Source organism: Methylophilus flavus, assembly GCF_042678905.1.
GTDB classification, from domain to species: Bacteria; Pseudomonadota; Gammaproteobacteria; order Burkholderiales; family Methylophilaceae; genus Methylophilus; species Methylophilus flavus.
On record NZ_JBHTLN010000001.1, the window covers coordinates 109,979 to 134,404 of the forward strand.

General features: G+C 50.6%; 19 protein-coding genes. 16 read left to right on the forward strand and 3 right to left on the reverse strand.

Annotated features, from left to right (window positions below; genetic code table 11):
• The first annotated feature begins 21 nt into the window (after nucleotides 1–21).
• The 10 genes from ACFQ2T_RS00530 (at nucleotide 22) to ACFQ2T_RS00575 (ending at nucleotide 10,462) form a co-directional block, all read left to right on the forward strand.
• A complete protein-coding gene (locus ACFQ2T_RS00530) occupies nucleotides 22–480 on the forward strand; it encodes a fasciclin domain-containing protein (protein ID WP_379029045.1) in 459 nt (152 codons plus the stop codon).
• A 231-nt stretch (nucleotides 481–711) separates the two neighbouring features.
• On the forward strand, nucleotides 712–2,778 hold the full coding sequence (gene metG / locus ACFQ2T_RS00535) for a methionine--tRNA ligase (RefSeq protein ID WP_379029048.1): 2,067 nt from the start codon (nucleotides 712–714) through the stop codon (nucleotides 2,776–2,778).
• Nucleotides 2,779–2,972: 194 nt separating this feature from the next.
• On the forward strand, nucleotides 2,973–5,279 hold the full coding sequence (locus ACFQ2T_RS00540; RefSeq protein ID WP_379029051.1) for a heavy metal translocating P-type ATPase: 2,307 nt from the start codon (nucleotides 2,973–2,975) through the stop codon (nucleotides 5,277–5,279).
• A gap of 4 nt (nucleotides 5,280–5,283) precedes the next feature.
• Complete coding sequence (gene ccoS, locus ACFQ2T_RS00545) at nucleotides 5,284–5,421, forward strand: cbb3-type cytochrome oxidase assembly protein CcoS (RefSeq protein WP_325240666.1); 138 nt, start codon at nucleotides 5,284–5,286, stop codon at nucleotides 5,419–5,421.
• A 103-nt stretch (nucleotides 5,422–5,524) separates the two neighbouring features.
• Entirely contained in the window at nucleotides 5,525–6,961 is a 1,437-nt protein-coding gene (gene ccoN / locus ACFQ2T_RS00550; protein ID WP_379029055.1) for a cytochrome-c oxidase, cbb3-type subunit I, read from the forward strand.
• Nucleotides 6,962–6,970: 9 nt separating this feature from the next.
• On the forward strand, nucleotides 6,971–7,597 hold the full coding sequence (ccoO, locus tag ACFQ2T_RS00555) for a cytochrome-c oxidase, cbb3-type subunit II (protein WP_055825648.1): 627 nt from the start codon (nucleotides 6,971–6,973) through the stop codon (nucleotides 7,595–7,597).
• A gap of 11 nt (nucleotides 7,598–7,608) precedes the next feature.
• Nucleotides 7,609–7,749: a cbb3-type cytochrome oxidase subunit 3 gene (locus tag ACFQ2T_RS00560; RefSeq protein ID WP_055825643.1), complete on the forward strand. Its 141-nt coding sequence runs from the start codon at nucleotides 7,609–7,611 to the stop codon at nucleotides 7,747–7,749.
• Nucleotides 7,750–7,779: 30 nt separating this feature from the next.
• Nucleotides 7,780–8,676, forward strand: coding sequence for a cytochrome-c oxidase, cbb3-type subunit III (gene ccoP, locus ACFQ2T_RS00565; RefSeq protein ID WP_379029060.1), 897 nt, complete (start codon nucleotides 7,780–7,782; stop codon nucleotides 8,674–8,676).
• Between the two features lie 15 nt (nucleotides 8,677–8,691).
• A complete protein-coding gene (gene ccoG, locus ACFQ2T_RS00570; protein WP_379029063.1) occupies nucleotides 8,692–10,137 on the forward strand; it encodes a cytochrome c oxidase accessory protein CcoG in 1,446 nt (481 codons plus the stop codon).
• A gap of 58 nt (nucleotides 10,138–10,195) precedes the next feature.
• A complete protein-coding gene (locus tag ACFQ2T_RS00575) occupies nucleotides 10,196–10,462 on the forward strand; it encodes a FixH family protein (RefSeq protein ID WP_379033845.1) in 267 nt (88 codons plus the stop codon).
• Between the two features lie 20 nt (nucleotides 10,463–10,482).
• On the opposite strand, the gene ACFQ2T_RS00580 is transcribed toward ACFQ2T_RS00575, so the two are convergent.
• Entirely contained in the window at nucleotides 10,483–11,328 is an 846-nt protein-coding gene (locus ACFQ2T_RS00580) for a hypothetical protein (protein WP_379029066.1), read from the reverse strand.
• Nucleotides 11,329–11,343: 15 nt separating this feature from the next.
• A complete protein-coding gene (gene fnr, locus ACFQ2T_RS00585) occupies nucleotides 11,344–12,108 on the reverse strand; it encodes a fumarate/nitrate reduction transcriptional regulator Fnr (RefSeq protein ID WP_379033847.1) in 765 nt (254 codons plus the stop codon).
• Between the two features lie 220 nt (nucleotides 12,109–12,328).
• Between fnr and hemN the strand changes: the two genes are divergently transcribed.
• The 6 genes from hemN (at nucleotide 12,329) to ACFQ2T_RS00615 (ending at nucleotide 21,714) form a co-directional block, all read left to right on the forward strand.
• Nucleotides 12,329–13,714 (forward strand): oxygen-independent coproporphyrinogen III oxidase, encoded by a 1,386-nt coding sequence (gene hemN / locus ACFQ2T_RS00590; RefSeq protein ID WP_379029069.1) that lies wholly within the window; start codon nucleotides 12,329–12,331, stop codon nucleotides 13,712–13,714.
• 9 nt (nucleotides 13,715–13,723) lie between these two features.
• Entirely contained in the window at nucleotides 13,724–14,428 is a 705-nt protein-coding gene (locus tag ACFQ2T_RS00595) for a sulfite exporter TauE/SafE family protein (protein WP_379029072.1), read from the forward strand.
• Nucleotides 14,429–14,544: 116 nt separating this feature from the next.
• The gene (locus ACFQ2T_RS00600; RefSeq protein WP_379029075.1) at nucleotides 14,545–15,381 is read left to right on the forward strand and encodes a DNA ligase; all 837 of its coding nucleotides are present in this window, start codon (nucleotides 14,545–14,547) and stop codon (nucleotides 15,379–15,381) included.
• Nucleotides 15,382–15,396: 15 nt separating this feature from the next.
• Nucleotides 15,397–15,816, forward strand: coding sequence for a hypothetical protein (locus ACFQ2T_RS00605; RefSeq protein WP_379029077.1), 420 nt, complete (start codon nucleotides 15,397–15,399; stop codon nucleotides 15,814–15,816).
• 950 nt (nucleotides 15,817–16,766) lie between these two features.
• On the forward strand, nucleotides 16,767–20,759 hold the full coding sequence (gene hrpA / locus ACFQ2T_RS00610) for an ATP-dependent RNA helicase HrpA (RefSeq protein ID WP_379033849.1): 3,993 nt from the start codon (nucleotides 16,767–16,769) through the stop codon (nucleotides 20,757–20,759).
• A gap of 40 nt (nucleotides 20,760–20,799) precedes the next feature.
• The gene (locus tag ACFQ2T_RS00615) at nucleotides 20,800–21,714 is read left to right on the forward strand and encodes a hypothetical protein (protein ID WP_379029080.1); all 915 of its coding nucleotides are present in this window, start codon (nucleotides 20,800–20,802) and stop codon (nucleotides 21,712–21,714) included.
• Nucleotides 21,715–21,903: 189 nt separating this feature from the next.
• Here ACFQ2T_RS00615 and ACFQ2T_RS00620 read toward each other — a convergent pair whose 3' ends face one another.
• The gene (locus ACFQ2T_RS00620) at nucleotides 21,904–24,396 is read right to left on the reverse strand and encodes a methyl-accepting chemotaxis protein (protein WP_379029082.1); all 2,493 of its coding nucleotides are present in this window, start codon (nucleotides 24,394–24,396) and stop codon (nucleotides 21,904–21,906) included.
• Nucleotides 24,397–24,426: the final 30 nt, after the last annotated feature.

The following is a 24,426-nucleotide window of genomic DNA, read 5'->3' on the forward strand; positions in this document are numbered from 1 at the left end:
CATTTATCAGGAGAAAATAACATGAAAAAAATACTCGCACTCACTGCCCTGGCCATGAGCCTTTCCAGTGTTGCCTATGCAGATACCTTGCTACAAACAGCTCAACAAGATGGCAGCTTTAAAACCTTTTTAAAAGCGGTAAAACTAGCGGGCCTTGAAAATACCTTGAACGGCGATGGGCCGATTACCTTGTTTGCACCAGATGACGCCGCTTTTGCCAAATTGCCTAAAGCCAAATTAAACGCGCTGATGGCAAATAGCGACCAACTTAAAAAAGTGCTTTCGTACCATATCTACCCCGGCAAAATCACTCAGGCCGACGTGAGCGCCGGTAAGATTAAATCGTTGGAAGGTGCTGACCTACAGTTATCAGTCACCGAGGGGGTTAAAGTGAATAACGTGAAAGTAACGGGCAATGAACTCAATGCAGATAACGGTGTAATTCATACAATGAGTGCTGTGCTGATTCCTAAAAATTAGTGAATTGAGAGTGATTGGTTTTTGCCAAAGCTAAGGCCAATCAAGGATTATTGATTTCGCCGATGTTGCTGAAATAAATGGTTGCTTCATTGCTACACATCATATTGCCTGCTTATCGCAGGCAATATAATTTCCAGGCTTGTGATTATGTAGTGTCGAATGGCATAAAGATTCGTTGAAACTGCAACGGGTTTGCTAAAATAAGCGTTTTAAGTTTTTGGTTACGGTGTCATGACACGCAAAATATTGGTCACTTCTGCACTTCCTTATGCCAATGGCAGTATCCATTTGGGGCATCTGGTTGAATATATTCAAACCGATATCTGGGTGCGTTTTCAGAAAATGCAGGGCCATACTGTGCATTACGTTTGCGCCGATGACACGCACGGCACACCTATCATGCTGCGGGCGGAAAAAGAAGGCATCACGCCGGAAGCGCTGATTGAAAAGGTGCATGTTGAGCATAGCCAGGATTTCGCCGATTTCCTGGTGCAGTTTGACAACTACTATTCCACCAACTCGGAAGAGAATCGCCAGTTATCCGGCAATATCTACCGCGCGCTTAAAGCCAATGGCAAGATCGCCAATAAGACGATTGAACAGTATTTTGACCCGGTTAAGAGCATGTTCCTGCCGGACCGTTTTATTAAAGGCGAGTGCCCTAAATGTCACTCCAAGGATCAGTATGGTGATAACTGTGAAGTCTGCGGTACCACTTACAGCCCGACAGAATTGATCAATCCTTATTCTGCCGTGTCCGGCGCGACACCGGTACGTAAGGAGACTGAGCACTATTTCTTTAAATTGAGCGAGTGCGTGGACTTTTTGCGTGACTGGACTCGCCGCGAAGCTATCCAAGGTAAGCCAACCTTGCAAGCTGAAGCCGCTAACAAAATGAATGAGTGGCTGGGCGAGGCGGGTGAGAACAAGTTATCTGACTGGGATATTTCGCGGGATGCGCCTTATTTCGGTTTTGAGATTCCGGATGCGCCAGGCAAATATTTCTATGTGTGGCTGGATGCGCCGATTGGTTACATGGCCAGTTTCAAGAATCTGTGTTCTAAAGCTGGTCTTGATTTTGACGAATACTGGAAAAAGGATTCCACCACCGAGCTGTATCATTTTATCGGTAAAGACATTCTCTACTTCCACGCCTTGTTCTGGCCGGCGACACTGGAGTATTCTGGTCACCGCACGCCGACACAGGTATTTGCGCATGGTTTCCTGACCGTGAATGGCGAGAAAATGTCCAAGTCACGAGGCACGTTTATCACGGCGCGCAGTTACCTGGATCACGTCAAGAATCCGGAGTATTTACGCTATTACTATGCGGCCAAGCTGAATGGCAGCATGGAAGATATCGACCTGAACCTGGAAGATTTTGTCGCGCGTGTGAATAGCGACCTGGTGGGTAAATACATCAATATCGCCAGCCGTACTGCCGGGTTTATCGCCAAGAAGTTCGACAACAAAATCATTCCTGCCCAGCATGCGGTGATTGATGACATGCGAGCAGCGGCACCAGCTATTGCGGAAGCCTTTACAGCGCGTGATTTTGCGCGTGCCTTGCGCGAGATTATGAAACTGACAGATGCAGCCAATACCTATGTAGCGGAGGCGGCGCCATGGGTGGTGGCTAAAGATGAAACTAAATCACCGGAATTGCATGCCATTTGCAGTAACGCGCTGGAAATGTTCCGCCTGCTGACGATTTACCTGAAGCCGGTGCTGCCAAATATTGCAGTGGCGGTAGAGGCTTTCTTCGATGTGGAACCTTTGCAGTGGGCCGATGCGGCATTTGGTTTGGGTTCGCAAACCATACAGCCGTATTCACATATGGTGACGCGCCTGGAAGGCAAGCAGATCGAAGCCATGGTGGAAGCCAACAAGGAAAACTTGCAGGCAACTGAATCTGCGCCAGTCGTTAAAGCTCAGGCGAAAGTCGAAAGCAAGCCAGCAGAAGAGGGTGCCTATATTTCGATTGATGACTTTGCCAAGGTGGATTTACGCATTGCAAAAATCGTTAGTGCCGAACATGTGGAAGGCGCAGAAAAGTTGCTGAAATTAATGCTGGATATCGGCGAAGAAAACCCGCGTCAGATTTTTGCAGGGATTAAGTCTGCTTATGACCCGGCCACTCTGGTCGGACGCCTGACCGTGATGGTGGCTAACCTGGCACCGCGCAAGATGAAGTTTGGCATGAGTGAGGGCATGGTGCTGGCAGCCAGTGATGAGCGCGGCGGACCATACATTCTGTCGCCTGACAGCGGTGCCCAGCCTGGCATGCGCGTGAAGTAACTTAAATTGATGGTGTGCCGAAGCCGATGGCTTCGGCTATTGCCATGTTAGCGTTATTTTTCGTAGCAGATGCTTGCGCTAAATCAAAGAAAAGACAGCCGTTTCCGGGCTTAATAAACACTTCAGAAACCAGCTAAGACATTGATTTATATTATATTCAATCATATAATATAAAGTTGTATAATGTTTCACGAATGGTCCATATTGCAATGGCAAAGTCGCAGGTAGTGAACAGCGCAAACCCCTGGCAAGGACTGGATATCCAGTCTGAATGGGAGCGTTTTAGCCAGCGTGATGCCAATGCTTCTCATATCTGGACTTCACACGTCTGGATTGACGGTATGCACTGCGCCGCCTGTAGTGGCCGCATCGAGCAGACTGTTAAACAAATCCCCGGCGTGCTTGCCGTGCATGCCAGTGCTGCATCCAAACGCGTACGCGTAGTCTGGGATGCACAAAAAATCTCCCCTTCGTTATGGTTTGCCAATCTGGATGAGATTGGTTATTCCGCATTGCCTGTCAACGAATACAACGCCATCACCGATAGAACTGTCCAGCAGCGCAAGATGCTGTGGCGGCTGGTGGTCGCCGTTTTCTGCATGATGCAGGTCATGATGTACGCTTACCCCACCTATACCGCCGATAGCAATGACATGGCGCCTGATATGGTACAACTGATGAAGTGGGCTTCATGGGTGCTGACCTTGCCGGTGATGCTGTTCTCGGCAACGCCGTTTTTGTCTCAGGCCTGGATCAGTCTCAAGCAGCGCCAGCTCGGAATGGATGTGCCGGTGTCGCTTGGTATTATCACTGCGTTTGTCATGAGCACATTGGCAACCTTTGCGCCTGGCGGCTGGTGGGGCGATGTGGTGTATTACGATTCACTCACCATGTTCGTCAGTTTCCTGCTGATCGGCCGCTGGCTGGATGTGAAACTGCGCAACCGTACTGCGGGAGCACTGGAAAACATGATGCGCCGCTTGCCACATGCAGTGCTGAAAAAAAGTGAAACAGGCGAGTGGGTGCAGATTGCGGCCAGCAATATCAATGTCGGCGATATTCTGTATGTTCGACCAGGCGAGATATTTGCGGCGGATGGTAAGGTCATAGTCGGCAATACCAGTGCCGATGAATCCATGCTTACGGGCGAATCTGACCCGGTGATGAAAGCAACCGGTGCGCAAGTGATCGCCGGTTCCGGCAACCTGACTTCAGTGATTGAGATGCAGGTCGAGCAGGTGGGCGAGGGCACGCAATACCATGCGCTGGTGAATTTAATGGCATCCGCATCAACTGAAAAGCCTGGCATCGCCTTGCTGGCGGATAAAGTCGCGCAACCTTTCCTGTGGGGCGTGTTGCTTGCCGCATTGGTGGCGGTTGGTTACTGGTGGTCTATAGACCCGGCCAAAGCCGTGATGTCGGCGGTCGCGGTGCTGGTGGTGACTTGCCCATGCGCGTTGTCTCTGGCGACACCGGCGGCGATGCTGGCGAGTGCGGGCACGTTTGCCAAAGGTGGTGTGCTGATCCGCCGCTTGCAGGCGATTCAGGCCATGAGCGAAATCGATACCATCGTGTTTGATAAAACCGGCACGCTGACCGAGAACCTGCAGCAGGTTCAGCTGGCTGAAGCTCACCCGGATTGGGGCAATACCCTGATTGTGGATATACTGGCCTCGATCACACGCGACTCCCTGCACCCGGTGGCAAAGGCTCTGCATACGTATGCTGTAGAACAAGATGCCCTCACTGACCTGGTCATGCATGACTGGCAGGAAGTCGTCGGTGGCGGTATTTCAGCTACCCTGGATACGCAAGCCGAAGCTGCCGTGGCAGTGAAACTGGGCAATGCACAGTTCTGTGGCGTGGTGGAGTCGGAAAGTGGAGCAGAGCGCCAGGTGTATTTGATGGCTGGCAATGTGATGGTGGCGAGGTTTACCTTGACCGAGCAGGTGAAGCCACATGCCAAGGCGGCGATTTCACAATTAATTTCACAAGGGCTTGATATTCAACTGTTATCTGGTGATAGAATAGCGCCGGTAAAAAATCTGGCATTACAACTCGGTATTCAGAGTGCGTCAGGTCTGCAAAAAGCAGAAGATAAGCTGCAACACGTGATGTTGCTGCAACAACAGGGGCGGAAAGTTTTAATGGTAGGTGATGGTTTGAATGACGGCCCTGTCATTGCAGCAGCGCATACTTCTATTGCAATGGGTACCGGCGTCCCTTTGACGCAGGCACAAGCCGATATGGTGGTATTGGGTAATGATATCGGTGTGCTGGTTTCGCTCATTTCGCACTGCAAGAAAACCATCCTCATCGTCAAACAAAATTTGTTATGGGCAGCGCTTTATAACGCTGCCGGTGTGCCTTTAGCGATCATGGGCCTGCTGCCTGCCTGGTTGGCCGGGTTAGGCATGGCGGCCAGTTCGCTATTGGTACTGCTGAATGCATTGCGATTGACCGATTGGGACAAGTCGCGTTGGCAGAAAGGTCAGGCATAGCTCTATGGAAATAGCATTTATGTTGATACCACTGGCGGTGCTGCTGGTGTTTGTGATTCTGGGTGGCTTCTGGTGGGCGATCCATACCGGACAATTTGAGGATCTGGAAGAAGAAGGATCCCGAATATTAGAGCAGGATTGATATGTGTCAAATCGTCGCCACTTAATGTGTGCGACATTGGGCATACATCAAAAAAAGTAGTTTTTTCATGTTGGGTGTTTGTTTTAATGATTGGGAGAAATCCATGCAAGATGCAACCGTGAAGGCTGCGACCTACAATGATAAAGTAGTTCGCCAATTCGCAATCATGGCAGTGGTTTGGGGTGTGTTTGGCACATTGATGGGCGTGATCATCGCGTCCCAGCTGGTGTGGCCTGATTTAAACCTGGGCTTGTCATATACCTCTTTCGGCCGCCTGAGACCACTGCATACCAATGCCGTGATTTTTGCATTTGGTGGCTGTGCTTTGTTCGCGACTTCATACTATGTTGTGCAACGTACCTGCCAGACCCGCTTGTTCAGCGATAAATTGGCGAGTTTCACTTTCTGGGGCTGGCAAGCAGTGATCGTGGCTGCGGCGATTTCCCTGCCACTGGGCTATACCCAGGGTAAGGAATACGGTGAACTGGAATGGCCAATCGATATCCTGATCGCAATCGTATGGATTTCTTATGCCGTTGTGTTCTTCGGTACTATCGGTATCCGCAAGGTCAAACACATCTACGTTGCTAACTGGTTCTACGGTGCATTTATCCTGGCGGTGGCTTTGTTGCATATCGTTGAGAGTGCGGCGATCCCTGCCGGCTGGTTCAAGTCTTACTCTGCGTACGCAGGTGTGCAAGATGCGATGGTGCAGTGGTGGTATGGTCACAACGCGGTTGGTTTCTTCCTGACAGCCGGTTTCCTGGGCATGATGTACTACTTCGTGCCTAAGCAAGCCGAGCGTCCTGTGTATTCTTACAGCCTGTCTATCGTTCACTTCTGGGCGCTGATCTTTACTTATATGTGGGCAGGTCCTCACCATCTGCATTACACCGCATTGCCTGACTGGACCCAGTCTTTAGGCATGGTGTTATCCCTGATTCTCTTCGCGCCAAGCTGGGGCGGCATGATCAACGGCATCATGACCTTGTCCGGCGCCTGGCACAAACTGCGCACAGACCCTATCTTGCGCTTCCTGATCGTTTCCCTGTCTTTCTACGGTATGAGTACCTTTGAAGGCCCGATGATGGCGATCAAAACAGTGAACGCCTTATCTCACTACACTGACTGGACTGTAGGTCACGTGCACTCTGGTGCTTTGGGCTGGGTAGGTTTCATTTCCATCGGTTCCCTGTACTTCCTGATTCCACGTCTGTTCGGTCAAAAAACCATGTACAGCGTGAAAGCGATTGAAGTGCACTTCTGGATGGCGACCATTGGTGTGGTGTTATACATCTCGGCATTGTGGATTTCCGGTGTGATGGAAGGCTTGATGTGGCGTGCAATGAACGCTGACGGTACGTTGGCTTATACCTTTGTCGAAAGCGTAAAAGCAAAATTCCCGTACTACCTCACCCGTGCGATTGGTGGTTTCCTCTACATGAGCGGTTTAGTGATCATGTTGTGGAACACATATAAAACAGCAAACAGCGGCAAACCAGCCACGGTAGAAATACCAGCTGTCGTAGCTCACGCTTAAGGAATCCTCATGGCATCTCATGAACAAAATAGTGGCAATCTGCACGAAAAGATCGAAACCAACAATTTCCTGTTGATCGTGCTGACTTTAATCACCATCTCTTTCGGTGGTTTGGCAGAAATCGTGCCTTTGTTTTTCCAGAAGACACTGACAGAGCCTATCCGTGGCTTGCAACCATACACTGCGTTGCAGCTGGCTGGTCGTGACATCTACCTGCGTGAAGGTTGCTACAACTGCCACTCACAGATGATCCGCCCGTTCCATGCTGAAACGCTGCGTTATGGCCATTACTCAGTCGCGGGTGAATATGTGTACGATCACCCGTTCCAGTGGGGCAGCAAGCGTACAGGTCCAGACCTGCATCGTGTAGGCGGTAAATACAGCGATGACTGGCACCGTGTGCACCTCAACCAGCCGCGTGACGTCGTCCCTGAATCCATCATGCCGGCTTACCCCTGGTTGAATGAGAACCTGGTCGATGATGCGACCATTGGTGACCACATGGCTGCGTTGCGTAAAGTAGGCGTGCCATACACCGATGAGCAGATCAAAGAGGGTAGTGCTGCCATTAAAGGCAAAACTGAAATGGATGCACTGGTGGCATTCCTGCAGGTTCTAGGTACTCATCTTAAATAAGGAGTCGCGCCATGGATATCATCAGCATATTACGCATACTGTTCACATTACTCACCTTTGTATTGTTTGTAGTGATCGCAGTGTGGGCATGGCGCAACCGTAACTCCAAAAATTTCAAGGACGCGCAGAACCTGCCGTTCGATCAAGACTAAAACCTGCGCAAAAAGGTTAAGGAAAACATCATGAATGATTTTGTAAGTGGATTCTGGCCGATCTGGATTTCGACCATTACCCTGGGTGGCATTGCGTTTTGTGTTGGCTTGCTGATTTTCGCCAGCCGCGTAAAAGTGACGCTGGACAGTGACAATACCAATGGTCACGAGTGGGACGGTATTAAAGAGATGAATAACCCGCTGCCAATGTGGTGGGTAGGTCTGTTCATCATCACCGTGATCTTTGGTCTGGCTTACCTGTTCCTGTTCCCGGGTTTGGGTGAGTATCAGGGTAAATTTGGCTGGACTGCCGTTAAGCAGTACGAAGCTGAAAAAGCTAAAAACAACGAAAAAATTGCACCGCTGTATGCCAAATATGCCGCGATGCAGGTTGAAGATGTTGCCAAGATCCCGGAAGCACGAGATATCGGCAAGCGTATTTTCCTGAATAACTGCGCTGCTTGTCATGGTTCTGATGCCAAAGGCAGCCGTGGTTTCCCAAACCTGACTGATACTGACTGGTTATACGGTGGTAGCCCGGAAAGAATCAAGGAAACCATCACCGGCGGTCGTATCGGCATGATGCCGCCAATGGCCGCTGCTGTTGGTAGCGAAGAAGACGTTAAAAACGTGGCTAACTATGTATTAAGCCTGTCTGGCAGCATTCATGACTCAGGTCGTGCCAATGCCGGTAAGGATAAATTCGTGGTATGTGCTGCCTGCCATGGCGCTGAAGGCAAAGGTAACCAGATGATAGGTGCACCTAACCTGACAGACAACACCTGGTTACATGGCCAGGGTGAAGCGGCCATTATCAAACGTATTCATGAAGGTAAAACCAACCAGATGCCAGCCTGGGAAGAGAAATTCAGTCCTGAGCAAATCCATCTGCTGACTGCTTATGTTTGGGGTCTTTCCAACAAGTAAGGCATGCAGAAATCCATGGGTGACATTGGAAAGAACGCTGTGAAAATAACCACCATACCTGAGCAGGAGGTGGTTTTTTCGCTTTATAAATCTGAAGACAAGGTTTACGCGCGTAGCGTTTCAGGTTTTTACAATAACTGGCGCTGGGTCATGGTGTGGGTCACGCAGCTGTTTTTCTACGGTGTGCCATGGCTGCAATGGGATGGCCGCCAGGCCATGCTGTTTGACCTGGAGGGCATGCGCTTTTATGTGTTTGGCCTGATCTTTCATCCGCAGGATTTGATTTACCTGGCATTCCTACTGATTGTCTCTGCGCTTTCGCTGTTCCTGTTCACCGCCATTGCCGGGCGGTTATGGTGTGGCTACACCTGTCCACAAACGGTATACACCGAGATTTACATGTGGATGGAGCAGAAGATCGAGGGTGACCGTATTGCACGTATGCGCCTTGATGACAGCAAGTGGAATCTCAACAAGATCACGCGTAAATCCCTGAAACAGTTTGCCTGGATAGCATTTGGCTTATGGACTGGCGTCACCTTTGTTGGTTACTTCACGCCCATGCGTGAACTGGTGCCTAGCTTGCTGCAGTTCCAGGCTGGTGGCTGGGAAACCTTCTGGGTATGTTTTTACGGCTTTGCCACCTATGGCAACGCCGGCTATATGCGCGAGCAGGTCTGCAAATATATGTGCCCGTATGCGCGTTTCCAGAGTGCCATGTTTGATGGCGATACCATGAACGTGACATACGACGAAGCACGCGGTGAACCACGCGGTGCGCGTTCTAAAAAGGCCGGTGAAAACGTTAATGGCCTGGGTAGTTGTATCGATTGCAATATTTGTGTGCAGGTATGCCCGACCGGCATTGATATCCGTAACGGTTTGCAATATGAGTGTATCGGTTGTGGTGCCTGTATTGATGCCTGTGATGATGTCATGGATAAAATGGGTTATGCCAGAGGCCTGATCAAATACACCACGCAAAATGGCATGGATAACCGCTGGAGCCGTCAGCAGATGCTGGCGCGATTGTTAAGGCCACGTGTGCTGATTTACACGGCTATTCTCATGACCATGGTTGTGGGCATGGCAGTCAGCATCTATTACAAAGCAGATTTCAGGCTGGACGTATTACGTGACCGCGCTGTGATGGCGCGTTACACCAACGATGGCAAGATTGAGAACGTGTATAACCTCAAGCTGGAAAACGAGACTGAAGAGATGCGGGATTATGATCTGAAAGTCACCGGTTTACCTGACCTGGTCATTCATTTCTCAGATAACAATGTCCAGCAGATCAAAGCGCTTAAACCTTTTGAGAAGCGCAATGTCATTGTTGAGATACAGTTGCCGGATGGTGAAACGCGCGCCGGATCGCACAAGATCTTCTTTGAAATGACGGATATTCAAGCCAAAGAAACCATCAAGGAAAAATCTGTATTTATCGTGCCCAGTAATTAATGGGTAGCCAGGTAATTAAGGTTAACAAACGGAGTAGAGCGACGTGGCACAAAGCATAATGCACAAAGGAACACAGACGGTTGATCCACAAAAGTGGTACCAGAATCCCTACGTCTGGCTGATTATTGGTGGCCCGGCATTGGTGATAGTGGCTTCGTTTATCACGCTGTATCTGGCGATTACCCATCCTGATCCACCGATAGACGATTACTACCGCAAAGGGATTGAAATCAATAAAACGCTGGATGCGGAAAGAGATGGCATGGCACCTGCTGTCGCGGCACGCAACCACGCGCAAACCGGTATGAAACCGGCTGACGACTAAACGCTGACTCCTAAGTATATCTAACTGAATGCGCGCACATTAAACCCATGTTCGCGCAATTCCCCTGCATAACCCTGTATCACTTTTTCTGACGTAGGCTGTAAGCACACTGCAGCCGCTTGCTGACTAGGCCTGGAAATGCCATATAACAAAATACCTGCCATCTTTCCTTGATACGCTTCCAGCGCTTTTATATAGCCAGGCAGGGATGGCGTAGTGATCATCTGCTGATTGACTTGCCTGCTGACAACCGCCGTCTGTACCCACGTCGTGCACAGGGTGCAACAGGTCTGCAAACGCTGCAAATGCAATGCCAGCGGCACATGGCTATCGTTCAACGCGTGCATCTCGGCATCACTTCCCGCATCCAGCTTAAACCATACTTCACCGCCCATTGCGTTCAAGCATTGAATGGCGTGCTGAACATGGGCATATTGCAATTGACTGCCATTGGTAATCAGCCTGACTAATACAGGCTGCTGATGATGCTTGAGGATGTGGTTAACGACCTTTAAAGCTTCAGGAAACTGGGGTGAAGTAGTTGGTTCGCCATCGCCTGCAAAGGCAATGTCCTGTATGAGAGATGATAAGGGATCAACCCCATGCGCCATTGATTGCTCTGTGATCCAGTCCAAACATTCTTGCAGCTCAGCTTGCAGTATCTGCATAGCGATAACAGGTGACGGGCCGCGCTGCAAGCCTGGCACCTGGCAGTAAATGCAATGCCAGTTGCAGCAATGGTTGGGATGCAGGTTAATGCCTATGGAAATGCCTTGTGCCCGGCGTGACCAGACCGGGTAGATATATTGCCAGTCACGCGTCGCCGCATAGGCAGTGAGCTCACAGAATAGTGCTTGAGCTTCCATCCTGGAAAACCTGGCTTAGCAGGTGCTGGCGTTAAAGATCGCTTTCAGTTTGTCGTGATCGAGGATGCGGATATTCTTCTGTTTGACTTCGATGATGCCTTCTTCGCTGAACTTGGAAAACGTGCGGCTGACGGTTTCCAGCTTCATGCCCAGATAGCTACCGATTTCTTCACGCGTCATACGCAAAATCAGCTCGCTTTTGGAGTAACCCCTGGCGTGCAGGCGTTGTAATAGATTTAACAGAAATGCCGCCAGGCGCTCTTCAGCGCGCATGTTTGCTAACAGCATCATGACACCATTCTCGCGCACGATTTCGCGGCTCATGATTTTGTGTACATGGCGTTGCAGCATGGGGATTTGCCGTGAAAGGTCTTCCACATGATTAAAAGGCATCACGCAGACTTCGGCGTCTTCCAGCGCAATGGCATTGCAGTTATGTTTGTCGCTGACGATGCCATCCAGACCTATGATTTCACCGGCCATCTGGAAACCTGTCACTTGTTCGCGACCATCTTCAGAAACCACGCAGGTCTTAAAAAAACCGGTGCGGATCGCGTACAGCATGGTGAAAGCATCACCACTGCTATACAAATGCCCACCTTGCTTGATTTTTTTGCGGCTCGCAACCATGCCATCCAGCTGCTGCATTTCGTCTGTGCTCAGGCCAACGGGCAGGCAAAGTTCACGCAGATTGCAGTTAGAACAGGCGACCTTGAAACTGGATTCCAGTTGTTTGGCTTCGGCTTGCTGGTGTTCAATTGGCCTTGGCTCGGCATGCATAGCGGCAATCCTGGACTGGAGTTGAGTATCTGCCAAATTATACGCGTCCTGGCCTGATGTTTCATTGAGCATGATGCGAGTTCTCTTCCCGTTTTTATATGTGACCCCATTGTGCACGCGCACGACCGCTATCCATTTGATCTGCATCAAGTAGCCGCCAATTACTTTGTGGCAAAGTGACTGTCATCCCACCCGGACAGGAAACAGTTTGCCAGCTACCATGAAACAACCGTTGATGATTACGCAGGAGCATATCGAGCGCTACGACGTTTCGGGGCCACGTTATACCTCTTACCCGACGGCCGACAGATTTGTTGAGGCGTTTGATGCCACGGCCTATTGCAAGGCGATCGAACAGCGCAATATCAACAGCTGGACGCAACCGCTATCGGTATATGTGCATATCCCGTTTTGTGCGTCGCTGTGTTTTTACTGTGCCTGCAACAAGATTGTGACCAAGCGCCATGAGCAAAGCGCAATTTACCTGGACTACCTGCAACGCGAGCTGGATTTGCATCTGCAACCATTAGGTCAGCAGCAACCAGTTAACCAGTTACATCTGGGAGGCGGTACGCCTACATTCTTCAATGATGAAGAATTATCCCGTCTGATACACATGCTGAAAGAAGCATTTTCGTTCAGTGCCGAAGGGGAGTATTCGGTTGAAATAGATCCACGCACGGTAGACCAGGCACGTCTGCAACATTTGCGGCAGCTTGGCTTTAACCGTCTGAGTTTTGGGGTGCAGGATTTTGATGCCGATGTGCAGGAAGCCGTGCATCGCATCCAGACTTACAAACAAGTCGCCACCCTGATGCGCCAGGCGCGCGAGATGGGTTTTCAGTCACTGAATACCGACCTGATTTACGGTTTGCCCAAACAAACACCTGTCACTTTCAGGCAGACCATTTCCCAGATCATCACCCTGCGACCAGATCGCATCGCACTTTACGGCTACGCGCATTTGCCATCACGTTTCAAACCACAGCGGCGTATTTTGCAGGAAGATCTGCCCAATGCCGTCGACAAAATCCAGATGCTGTCCGAAGCGATTCAGCAGTTGATGCAGGCGGGTTATGTCTACATAGGCATGGATCATTTTGCCTTGCCTGAAGATGCGCTCGCCACCGCCAAACAGCAGGGCAGGTTGCACCGCAACTTCCAGGGCTACAGTACCATGGCCGACCAGGATATTCTGGCTTTAGGTGTGTCAGCGATTGGTAAAATGGGGGCGACTTACAGCCAGAACGCCAAAACGCTGGAAGAGTATTATGACTTTCTGGACCAGCAACAATTGCCGATTGTCCGTGGCCTGGCGCTCAGCCGTGATGACCTCATACGCCGTGCGGTGATTATGGCCATCATGTGTCATGGTGAATTAAGTTATGAATCCATCGAATTATCCTACATGACCAACTTCAGAGAATACTTTAAGTATGAGCTTCAACAACTTTTAGAAAAAGAAAAACAGGGCTTAGTTATATTGGAAGAGGATGGGATTAAAGTCACCGACATGGGCTGGTTCTTTATCCGCGCCATTGCCCTGGTTTTTGACCGTTATTTACAGCACGATGCCAACCGTGCAAGGTTTTCCAAAATCCTTTAAACTGCCGGCATGTTAGCCAGTTTACTCCTGACCGCCTTTGTCATGGGGCTGGCAGGCGGGCCTCACTGCATTGCCATGTGTGGTGCAGCTTGCGGCGCCATGCAGTCACCCTCCAACGCTAAATCCATCCCGATACGCATAGTCAAAACCGTTCCCTGGAGCTTTTACCTGGGCCGTATGCTCGGTTATGGCATGCTGGGCGCATTAGCTGCACAAAGTTTGCGTGGCCTGGCCTGGTTATCTGGGCAAAGCCAGGTATTCCAGCCCTTATGGACTTTCTCGCACACCCTGATCTTTGCCTGGGGCTTTTTGTTACTGGTCACCGGTAAGCAGCCACAATGGGCGGTGCAGGGCGCACAACAGGTATGGGTGTGGATCAAACAGCATACCCGACACGCCAGATTTAATTTCCTGTTCACCGGCATGGTCTGGGCCTTATTACCGTGCGGGCTACTTTATTCGGCCGTGATGCTGGCATCCCTGCAATCTCAATGGTTACAAGGTGCATTGGTGATGATGGCATTCGCTATCGGTTCTGCCACCGTGATGGCGATCGCGCCTGTGCTGTGGCAGTCAGGCCAGCAAGCATTACCAGCATGGTTTAAAGAAACCACCGGCATGCGTATCAGCGGCATGATGCTGGTTGTATTGAGCTTGATCGCCTTATGGATGGACCTCATGCATCACGATAAATTATGGTGCCAAGTACTATGATTTTTAAATAAAAAAACAATTTAATTTCTCAGCGTTATCGATAAGAAATATTGCCGGAATCACCCGTTTGATGTAGTTTACTCCTGTTAATTTAAATTAATTATCAGGGGTGATTAATGTCTTATATCAAAACCTGCCTTCTTTTGGTATTCACTTTGTGGGTTTTCCCAGTTTTTGCTAAAGCGCCGGATATCCTCTTGGCACACATTTACCAGCAAGGTTTAGATGTCCGCGAATACCTGGTAAGCGAAAAGCTGGATGGCATCCGCGCAGTCTGGGATGGCAAGCAATTAGTCAGCCGTCAGGGGCACCCGATTCACGCACCAGTCTGGTTTACTAAACAATTTTCCGCTCAGGCACTGGATGGCGAGTTGTGGATAGCGCGCGGCCAATTCGAGTTACTGTCGGCTACCGTCAGGCAAACAGTGCCGGAAGATGCTGCATGGCAAAAAGTGACTTATTACGTATTCGAGCTACCGGATGCAGCAGGCTCGTTCTCAGATCGCGCCTGGCAGCTGGAGCAACTCGCACGAAAAGTAAACAGCCCCTACCTGAAAGCCATTAAACAATTTCAGGTGCAAGATGAACAATCCCTTAAACGCACACTCGATAGCGTGGTTGCCAAACATGGGGAAGGGCTGATGTTGCATCGTGCTGATGCGCCATATCTCACCGGCCGTAATCATGCTTTACTCAAACTCAAGCCGCAACTGGATGCCGAAGCTAAAGTCATCGCGCACGTACCTGGCAAAGGCAAATATGTAGGTAAAATGGGCGCATTATTGGTAGAAATGCCGGATGGATTGCAGTTCAAGCTAGGCACAGGTTTTACTGATGCAGAACGTGCGAATCCACCACCAGTCGGCAGCCAGGTCACTTATACTTACCGGGATATCACCAAAAAAGGCAAACCAAAATTTGCCAGCTTTGTACGGGTGCGCCCACCTGAATAATGTTAGGAAAAGAATATGAAATATTTTGCAGCGCTGATGCTGGGATTACTGGTCACCAATGCTAATGCGGTTGATCTGAGCGGCATCTATGATTGCCGCGGCGAGGATGCACATGAAGGTGAATATACCGGCATAGTGACGATGAAGTTGCGCAAGGAACATAGCAAGGGTGCAGATACCAGTTATGACTTTCAGCTGGAGGTCCCTGATTATGGCATCTATAAAGGACATGCGGCGGCACATGGCATGCATGCGGCGATGCATTTTGCCTTGCCGGTGGAGAATGGTGAGTATGGGGGTAAGACGCAGGATTTTGGTACCGGTATTGCGGAGTTCAAGAAGGGATCTAAGGGGCAGTTAATGTTCAGGAAGTTTTATTTTGAACCGGCGTTTAAAGGTGGGAATACGGGCGTGGAGGAGTGTGTTAGAAGGTAATTGTTGGAATCTCTGCTTTGCTGAATGGTTTTTAGGTCGTCATTCTGGCGGAGTCCAGAATCCAGGCAATGTTAATCCCTCGCTTGAGGACAATAGAAGAGCGAGTCCTGCACTGCTTTGGATTTAATTTTAATAAGTATTTCTTAGATTATTCACCACTTTCTTTCGCCACTCGGCGAGTTACTTTTCTTTGCTTGCCCAAAGAATAAGTAACCAAAAGAAAGGGCACCCTAGCTTCCGCTTTTATCCCTGCGTTGCTCGTCAAAACAAGCGGTCGCGAAACTCGACCTGGCAGCTCACTCAATACGTGAGCTGCTGCGGGACTCAAACAAACGCTCCCTTAATCTTGTTTTGACTGCGCTACTCGGCGCGTCAGATAGGGGCCCGTGAAAACTACACGCTTTTACGAAATAAAGATTCTTTGCATGGCATCCCGCTTAACCATTGGAATAAAACAAAGCCAAAAGACAAAACAACGTACTTGATTGTTTAGCTTGGTCTTGAGATTGAAAAGACCACTTAGCGCCCTTTGCCAATTGCGTACCGCCATCGTTTCATCGTGGTGGTTTTAAACGGGCCCCTATCTGACGCGCCGAGTAGCGCAGTCAGCGTGGGAGTTTTCGGCCCGCGACTGTTTGAGTTCCGCGGTGGCTTGCGATTTTTGCAAGCCACTAGGGCGAGTTTCGTTGGCCGCCCACGTTGATGAGCAACGCAGGAAGCAAGCGGAAGCTAGGGTGCATTTCTTTTGGTTACATTTTCTTTGTGCAAGCAAAGAAAAGTAACTCGCCTGCAGGCGAAAAGAAACATTACATCGATCCTGAAAATTCCCTGCTGATCTCAACGCTAACCATGAATAGCTTTAATCACCGGCATGTTAAAATCCCACCCCTATGACCGCTGTCTTCCCCGCACAACTCATCAGCCAACTCGAAAAACAACTTCCGCAATGCATGCTGGCTGACCGCTTCCCGCTGAAACGCCGTTTAAACCAGTTGCGCGATGCCGTAAAGCAAAACAAATCTATCGATAAAGCCCTGGCAGAGATCGCACAAAAGGTACATGCCTCGCAACAAAGATTGCAGGCGCGCTTAGCCGCGGTACCTAAACCAGAATACCCGCCAGAGTTGCCTGTCAGCGGCAGGAAAGACGAAATCGCGGCGGCGATCCAGAAGCACCAGGTGGTGATTGTCTGCGGTGAAACCGGCTCCGGTAAAACCACACAGTTACCTAAAATCTGCCTGGAACTGGGACGTGGCGTCAGCGGCCTGATCGGGCATACCCAGCCCCGCCGGATTGCGGCGCGTTCCGTCGCCACCCGTATCGCACAGGAACTGAAAAGTCCGCTGGGCGAGGTCGTAGGTTACAAGGTGCGTTTTAACGATAAACTCTCCGCAAACAGTTACGTCAAACTGATGACCGACGGTATTTTGCTGGCGGAAACGCAAAGCGATAAATTCCTCAATGGCTATGACACCATTATTATCGATGAGGCGCACGAACGCAGCCTTAACATCGATTTTCTGTTGGGATACCTCAAGCAGTTATTACCAAAGCGGCCCGACCTGAAAATCATCGTCACTTCGGCGACAATTGATGCCGACCGTTTCTCCAGTCATTTCAATGGCGCACCCGTCATTGAAGTGTCTGGCCGCACCTATCCGGTGGATATCCGCTACCGGCCGCTCGGCAATAAAACCACCATGGTGGCGGTGGAAGTGCCGATTGATGACGGGCTGGACGATATAGACCGTTTTGCGCAGGACCTGATGGGTATCAAGCGCAAGCCACCACGCACGGAAACCCGCTGGCTGGAGGAGGATGACGAAGAGGAGGTGATGGAAGACGCCATCCTCGATACTGCTGAGGACCTGTTGCGGCAGGGTGATGGCGATATCCTGGTGTTTTTGCCGGGTGAGCGTGAGATCCGCGATACTGCCGACCATCTGCGTAAAAACCAGGGCCGTTCGCTCAAGCTGAAGTCAGCCGAGATACTGCCTTTGTTTGCGCGGCTGAGTATTGAAGACCAGCAAAAGATTTTCCGCCCCAGCGGGCAGCGCCGGATCGTGCTGGCGACCAACGTCGCAGAAACCTCACTGACGGTGCCTGGGATTAAATATGTGATTGATGCCGGATTGGCGCGGGTAAACCGTTACAGCCCGCGTGCCAAGGTCGAGCAATTACAGATTGAAAAGATCTCGCAGGCAGCGGCCAAACAGCGGGCAGGGCGTTGTGGCCGGGTGTCCAGTGGTATTTGCGTGCGCCTGTATTCTGAAGAAGATTTCAACCAGCGCCCGGAGTTTACCGAACCTGAGATTTTGCGCAGTTCGCTGGCCAGTGTCATTCTGCGCATGGCCGATTTGCGCCTGGGGGATGTCGCCGAATTCCCTTTTATTGAAGCGCCCTCATCGCGTTTGATCAGTGATGGTTACCAGTTGCTGCAGGAGCTGGGCGCCGTAACCGAGCGGCGCGAGATTACCGAGATCGGCCGGCAAATGGCGCGCCTGCCATTGGACCCGCGTGTCGCGCGCATGATACTCGCGGCGAAAAAAGAAAGCTGCCTGCGCGAGATATTGATTATCGCCAGTGTGCTGAGCATGCAGGACCCGCGTGAACGGCCTATGGATAAACGCGAAGCGGCTGATCAGGCGCACGCTAAATTCAAGGCAGATGACTCTGATTTCATGAGTTATCTCAAATTGTGGGACTGGTATGACCAGGCGCTCAAAACAAAAAAATCAAATAAAGACTTGTTGAACCAGTGTCACCAGTCTTTCCTTTCATTTCTGCGCCTGAAAGAGTGGCGCGAGTTGCACGCGCAACTGCGCGAAATGGTTGAGGAAATGGACTTCAAACTGGGCGATAAGGAAGCCAGCTATGAGCAGGTGCATAAGGCTTTGCTATCCGGTTTGCTGGGTAATATCGGTTTCAAGGATGGTGACGGCGAAACCTACGCCGGTGCGCGTGGCATCCGTTTCACCATTGCACCAGGTTCAGCATTGAAAAAAAGCCGCCCTAAATGGGTGATCGCCGCGGAACTGGTAGATACAACCAAGTTATATGCACGCATCGTCGCCAAAATAGACCCGGACTGGATTGAACCAGTCGCCCATGAGGGCGGGGCGCGTGACCTGACGCAAAGCCATTACAGCGACCCGCGATGGGACCGCAAGACCGCGCAAGTGGTGGCGTGGGAGCGCGTCAGCCTGTATGGCCTGACCATCGTGCCGAAACGGCGGGTGCATTATGGCCCGGTAGATGCTGAGCAATCGCGCGAGATTTTTATCCGAGAAGCGCTTGCCAATATGGAGTTCGATACGCGTGCGCCTTTCCAGGAAGCTAACCGCTGCCTGATTTCAGAGGTGGAAGCGCTGGAGCATAAGGCGCGCCGCCAGGATGTGCTGATTGATGAGCATCAGCTGTTTGCGTTCTATGACAAGGTGGTGCCTGAAATCAGCGAGCAGTATCGTGTTTTCAACGGCATTTCGTTCGAGAAGTGGCGGCAGGATGCTGAAAAAATCAATCCGAAAGTGTTATACCTGACGCGTGAGTCTTTGATGCGCCACGGCGCCAATGCGATTACGGAGGTGCAGTTCCCCGAACAGATGACCATAGACGGCGAAAGCGTGCCCTTGAAATACCGGTTTGAACCTGGCCACGTGCTGGATGGCGTGACAGCGACCATCCCGTTAGCGCTGTTGAACCAACTGGATGCAAACGTAACTGAATGGCTGGTGCCGGGCATGATACGTGACAAGCTTACGGCCTTGATCAAAGCACTGCCCAAGACCTTGCGACGTGTATGTGTGCCGGTGCCTGATTTTGTGACTGGCTTTTTGCAGAAACACCAACCAGTAGGCGCGTTATTACCAGCCTTATCACAGTTTGTCGAACAAAAAACTTCACTCAAACTGAAGCCGGAAGAGTTTGATCTGGCCGGGCTGGATGCGCATCACCTGATGAATTTCAGGGTGGTGGATGAAAAAGGCCGCGAGCTTGGCATGGGCCGCGACTGGAATACGCTCAAGAAGCAACTGGGTTCTGCCGCGCAACTGACTTTCCGTAGCGGCTCGCCGGATATTGAAAAGACTGATCTCAAGCAATGGGACTTTGGTGACCTGCCGCAAACGCTGACCTTCAGCAAAGATGGCCGTCAGTTGACCGGTTACCCGGCGGTGGAAGATAACCAGGATAGTGTGGCCGTCAAATTGTTTGATACGCCGGAGATGGCAGCCCAGGCACACCGTAAAGGCGTGTGCCGCTTGATGCGCTTCGAGCTCAAGGAGCAGATGAAGCAGCTGGAAAAAAGCCTGCCGGGTTTTAACCAGTATGCCTTGTTGTTGCGCTCGGTCATGAACCCTGACCAGTTGCGTGAAGACATGCTGCAAGCGATTGCCGACCGTGCGTTTATTGCCGATGATGAGCTGCCGCGTACCAATGCCGAGTTCATGCAACTCAAACAGCGTGCACGCACCCGCCTGCCGGCGGTGGCGGAAGCGCTGACAAGGCAAGTGCAACTGATTGCCAGCGAATACCAGGCATTAACCGCGCAATTGCAGAAAATGACGCCGGTGACGCAGAAAATCAAACGTGAATGTGAACAACAATTGCAGGCGCTGGTCTATCACGGGTGCTTTAGCCGCACACCGTGGGAATATCTACCGCATATTCCACGCTATTTAAAAGCCATCCGCATGCGTATCGATAAATATCCGACCAGTATAGAGCGGGATGGCAAGCATGCGCAGGCGATTGTGCAACTGGAGCAGCGCTGGCAGCAGAAGATAGAGCAACTGCGTAAAGCCAACCTGTCTGTAACAAGCGGGTTACAAGACTTTGCGTGGCAGTTGCAGGAGTTACGTGTATCATTATTTGCACAGGAATTAAGAACGCCTTATCCTGTCTCAATCAAAAGACTCGAAAAACTTTGGCAAGAAATACAATAGTCATGCGTGACATCAGCAACCTCTGTGATTAATCCTGTTCATGCAAAAGTCCTCCCCATTTGAACCCTTTAGCACGCCCAACTGGCTGAAACCCAAGCAGCGGGACCGTGTGTTACGCATCCCTGCCAGGCTGATGTGGGGCTTTTTGCTGTCGCTGCTGTTTCATGCGATTCTGTTCTGGGGCTTTATACTCGACTTGCTGAAACCGATGGAAGAATCATCGCAATCGCCGTTAAGCATTGTGCTGAACCCTGGCAAGCCTGCTGCCAGCCCGCCCAAGGTGATTGAACCGCCGCTGGAATTGCCCGAGCCGCCCAAGCCGCAGCCAAAACCCAAGCCACAGCCTAAAGAAGCGCCCAAGCTGCCAAAGAAGATTATCCAGTCGCAGAACCCGAATAGTACGTTCAAGTTGCCTGAGCCAAAACCGCAACCACGTCCTCAGCCTACGCCCCAACAGACACCACCACCGGTGGAAGATTTTTCCAGCATGATCAAACGCAGGCAATCTGATCGGAATTCTGAAGAAATGGCCGCCAAGGAAATCAACGATGCGGCAGCGGCGGCCGAGCGCGGGCCTTCAGAAGATGAGCGTCGCACCAAAAACATTATGAACAATCTCAAGGTCGGCACCAATGGCCTGTTCTCGATCAAGCGTATGGATCCTTACAACGCAAGCTTCAGCTTTAAAGGCTGGGTCAACGATTACACGTCGGCCAATACCCAGTTCTACCAGGTGGAAGCGGGCAGTGGTGAGGATATCCGGCTGGTCATGATACGCCGCATGATCGGAATCATCCGCGAGCACTACAATGGTGATTTTGACTGGATATCCAACCGCCTGGGGCGTACCGTCACTTTATCTGCAAGGCCTGCTGACAGTGCCGGGCTGGAAGATTTCCTGATGAAAGAATTCTTCGGGCCTAACTACAAGACCCAGGATCTATACGGCCATTAAAGAGTATTGATACCTCAGCGTAAGACCAGTGGTTGCTGGCTTGCGGTATGCTGGAAAAAGCACGGGAATATGCAGCGTGAAATAAAAAAAAGTACCTTGCAGGAGCCATGCAAGGTACCAAATGAAAGTCTCGTTAGCTATTTAATCTGGCAATTGTCTTTAAAGCATCGCAGGGCAGCTGCTCCTGCGTTACGCTGCAGCTGCGATCTTGTAACTTTCTTTGCTGACTGTTTTACCCTGATAGGCAGGGCGTGCTTCTGGTAGTTTGTACTGGTTCACCGTGTCGGTCAGTTTATGGGCTTGTTCAACCAGTGACATGGCAGTGGCAGCCGCTTCTTCAACCAGCGCAGCATTTTGCTGTGTCACTTCATCAATCTGGTTCATGGCCGCGTTGATCTGGTCTATGCCTGTGGTTTGCTCGGCCGATGCAGCGGTGATTTCAGAAATGATGGCAGACACATTTTTAATGGATTGCAGCATTTCTTCCATGGTGCCACTGGCCTGATCTACGTATTGCGAGCCATTGGCAACGATACTGGCAGAATCGCCAATCAAGTGTTTGATTTCCTTCGCCGCTGTTGCCGAACGTTGCGCCAGATTGCGTACCTCATTGGCAACTACCGCAAATCCGCGGCCTTGTTCACCGGCACGCGCCGCCTCTACCGCCGCATTCAGGGCCAGGATATTGGTCTGGAAGGCAATGCTGTCAATCACGGTGATGATTTCTTCAATACGCGAAGAACTTTCGGTGATTTCCGACATGGTTTGCACGACTTTGGCGAATACCTCACCGCCACGGTTGGCTACCTCACCGGCTTTGCTGGTCATGATGTTTGCCTGCTTGGCGTTTTCGGCATTGTGTCTGACGGTCGCGGCGATTTCCTCCAGGCTGGCTGCGGTTTCTTCCAGCGAACTGGCCTGTTCCTCGGTGCGTTGCGACAAATCATTGTTGCCCATGGAAATTTCCGAGGCAGACAGGTTGATGGTTTCACCAGATGTTTTAACGATGGAAAGGATACCGGTCATGGCATCGATGATGATGTTGATGCCCTCACACAGTTGTTTGATTTCGCCGGATTTATCCGAAGTAGGGATCCTGTGGGTCAGATCGCCGGTCTGGGTGTAACGCACGACATCATCCACCGCCTGTTTCATGGCATGGGTTTCCTTGACTTTGGCACTGATATCGGTGGCATATTTCACCACTTTGAACGGTTTGCCATCCATATCAAAAATAGGGTTGTAAGTCGCCTGTAGCCAGATTTCCTTACCGCCTTTACCAACTCGCTGGTATTGCCCGCTATCAGGTTGACCAAGGCCCAGATTCGCCCAGAAATTCCTGTATTCCTGGCTGCCTCTGTAACTAGCTTCCACAAACATGCTGTGGTGTTGCCCGACGATTTCTTTCGCGTTGTAACCGGTGACTGCGGCAAAGTTATCATTCACTGCCAGGATATTGCCTTTAAGGTCAAATTCAATCACGCCCATCACTTTGCTGATGGCGGCAATCTGGCCTGAAAAATCAGCATATTGCAGTTTTTCCCGGGTGATATCGGTGGCGTATTTCACTACCTTGAACGGTTTACCGTCCATATCAAAAATCGGGTTGTAGCTGGCTTGTAACCAGATCTCCCGGCCGCCTTTACCAATACGTTTATACTGGCCATCATTGGCGACACCCTGGGCAAGTGTTTGCCAGAGTTGCTTGTATTCTGCACTGTTCTTATATTCAGGCGTGGCAAACATACTGTGATGGTTGCCTACGATTTCCTGGGCGCTGTAACCTGTGACTGCGGCAAAGTTGTCATTGACCGAAAGGATATTGCCTTTGAGGTCAAATTCGATCACCCCCATCACTTTACCAATGGCGGCAATCTGGCCTGAGAAGTCAGCTTGCCTGAGTTTTTCACGCGTGATATCGGTAGCATATTTCACTACCTTGAATGGCCTGCCATCCATATCCAGAATCGGGTTGTAACTGGCTTGCAGCCAGATTTCACGGTTGCCTTTGCCGAAGCGTTTGTATTGCCCGTTGTGCGCTTCACCCAGCGCCAGGTTTTCCCAGAACTGTTTGTATTCGGCACTGTTTTTATATTCAGCTGCCACGAACATGCTGTGATGATTGCCTACGATTTCCTGCGCGCTATAGCCGGTCACTGCGACGAAATTGTCATTGGCTGACAGGATGTTACCCTTGAGATCAAATTCGATCACCCCCATCACTTTACCAATGGCTTCAATCTGGCCTGAAAAGTCAGCGTTCTTGAGTTTTTCCTGGGTGATATCGGTGGCATATTTCACCACTTTGAAGGGTGCACCATCTGTGTCAAAGATCGGGTTATAACTGGCGTGTAACCAGATTTCCCTGCCATCTTTACCTACGCGTTTGAAATGGCCATCATTGGATTCACCGAGGGCCAGCTTTTCCCAAAACTGCTTGTATTCTGTGCTGGCTTTATACTCCGTTGTGACAAACATGCTGTGATGTTGCCCGACAATGTCTTGAGCACGATAACCCGTCACAGCCGCAAAGCCATCATTGACTGCAAGTATATTGCCTTGCAGATCAAATTCGATGACGCCCATCACTTTATGGATAGCGTCTATCTGACCAGCAAGGTCAATTTGCTTGAGTAACTGCTCTTTGCTGGAATTCTTAATACCATTAAAAATATTGAGCATACAAATGTCCCTTGGTCATAATTAAGATCA

What these genes read in the sequence shown, in the direction of transcription:
- ACFQ2T_RS00530 (WP_379029045.1), top strand. Translation starts at nt 22, where the DNA reads ATGAAAAAAATACTCGCACTCACTGCCCTGGCCATGAGCCTTTCCAGT.
- metG (WP_379029048.1), top strand. Translation starts at nt 712, where the DNA reads ATGACACGCAAAATATTGGTCACTTCTGCACTTCCTTATGCCAATGGC.
- ACFQ2T_RS00540 (WP_379029051.1), top strand. Translation starts at nt 2,973, where the DNA reads ATGGTCCATATTGCAATGGCAAAGTCGCAGGTAGTGAACAGCGCAAAC.
- ccoS (WP_325240666.1), top strand. Translation starts at nt 5,284, where the DNA reads ATGGAAATAGCATTTATGTTGATACCACTGGCGGTGCTGCTGGTGTTT.
- ccoN (WP_379029055.1), top strand. Translation starts at nt 5,525, where the DNA reads ATGCAAGATGCAACCGTGAAGGCTGCGACCTACAATGATAAAGTAGTT.
- ccoO (WP_055825648.1), top strand. Translation starts at nt 6,971, where the DNA reads ATGGCATCTCATGAACAAAATAGTGGCAATCTGCACGAAAAGATCGAA.
- ACFQ2T_RS00560 (WP_055825643.1), top strand. Translation starts at nt 7,609, where the DNA reads ATGGATATCATCAGCATATTACGCATACTGTTCACATTACTCACCTTT.
- ccoP (WP_379029060.1), top strand. Translation starts at nt 7,780, where the DNA reads ATGAATGATTTTGTAAGTGGATTCTGGCCGATCTGGATTTCGACCATT.
- ccoG (WP_379029063.1), top strand. Translation starts at nt 8,692, where the DNA reads ATGGGTGACATTGGAAAGAACGCTGTGAAAATAACCACCATACCTGAG.
- ACFQ2T_RS00575 (WP_379033845.1), top strand. Translation starts at nt 10,196, where the DNA reads ATGCACAAAGGAACACAGACGGTTGATCCACAAAAGTGGTACCAGAAT.
- ACFQ2T_RS00580 (WP_379029066.1), bottom strand. Translation starts at nt 11,328, where the DNA reads ATGGAAGCTCAAGCACTATTCTGTGAGCTCACTGCCTATGCGGCGACG.
- fnr (WP_379033847.1), bottom strand. Translation starts at nt 12,108, where the DNA reads ATGCATGCCGAGCCAAGGCCAATTGAACACCAGCAAGCCGAAGCCAAA.
- hemN (WP_379029069.1), top strand. Translation starts at nt 12,329, where the DNA reads ATGAAACAACCGTTGATGATTACGCAGGAGCATATCGAGCGCTACGAC.
- ACFQ2T_RS00595 (WP_379029072.1), top strand. Translation starts at nt 13,724, where the DNA reads ATGTTAGCCAGTTTACTCCTGACCGCCTTTGTCATGGGGCTGGCAGGC.
- ACFQ2T_RS00600 (WP_379029075.1), top strand. Translation starts at nt 14,545, where the DNA reads ATGTCTTATATCAAAACCTGCCTTCTTTTGGTATTCACTTTGTGGGTT.
- ACFQ2T_RS00605 (WP_379029077.1), top strand. Translation starts at nt 15,397, where the DNA reads ATGAAATATTTTGCAGCGCTGATGCTGGGATTACTGGTCACCAATGCT.
- hrpA (WP_379033849.1), top strand. Translation starts at nt 16,767, where the DNA reads ATGCTGGCTGACCGCTTCCCGCTGAAACGCCGTTTAAACCAGTTGCGC.
- ACFQ2T_RS00615 (WP_379029080.1), top strand. Translation starts at nt 20,800, where the DNA reads ATGCAAAAGTCCTCCCCATTTGAACCCTTTAGCACGCCCAACTGGCTG.
- ACFQ2T_RS00620 (WP_379029082.1), bottom strand. Translation starts at nt 24,396, where the DNA reads ATGCTCAATATTTTTAATGGTATTAAGAATTCCAGCAAAGAGCAGTTA.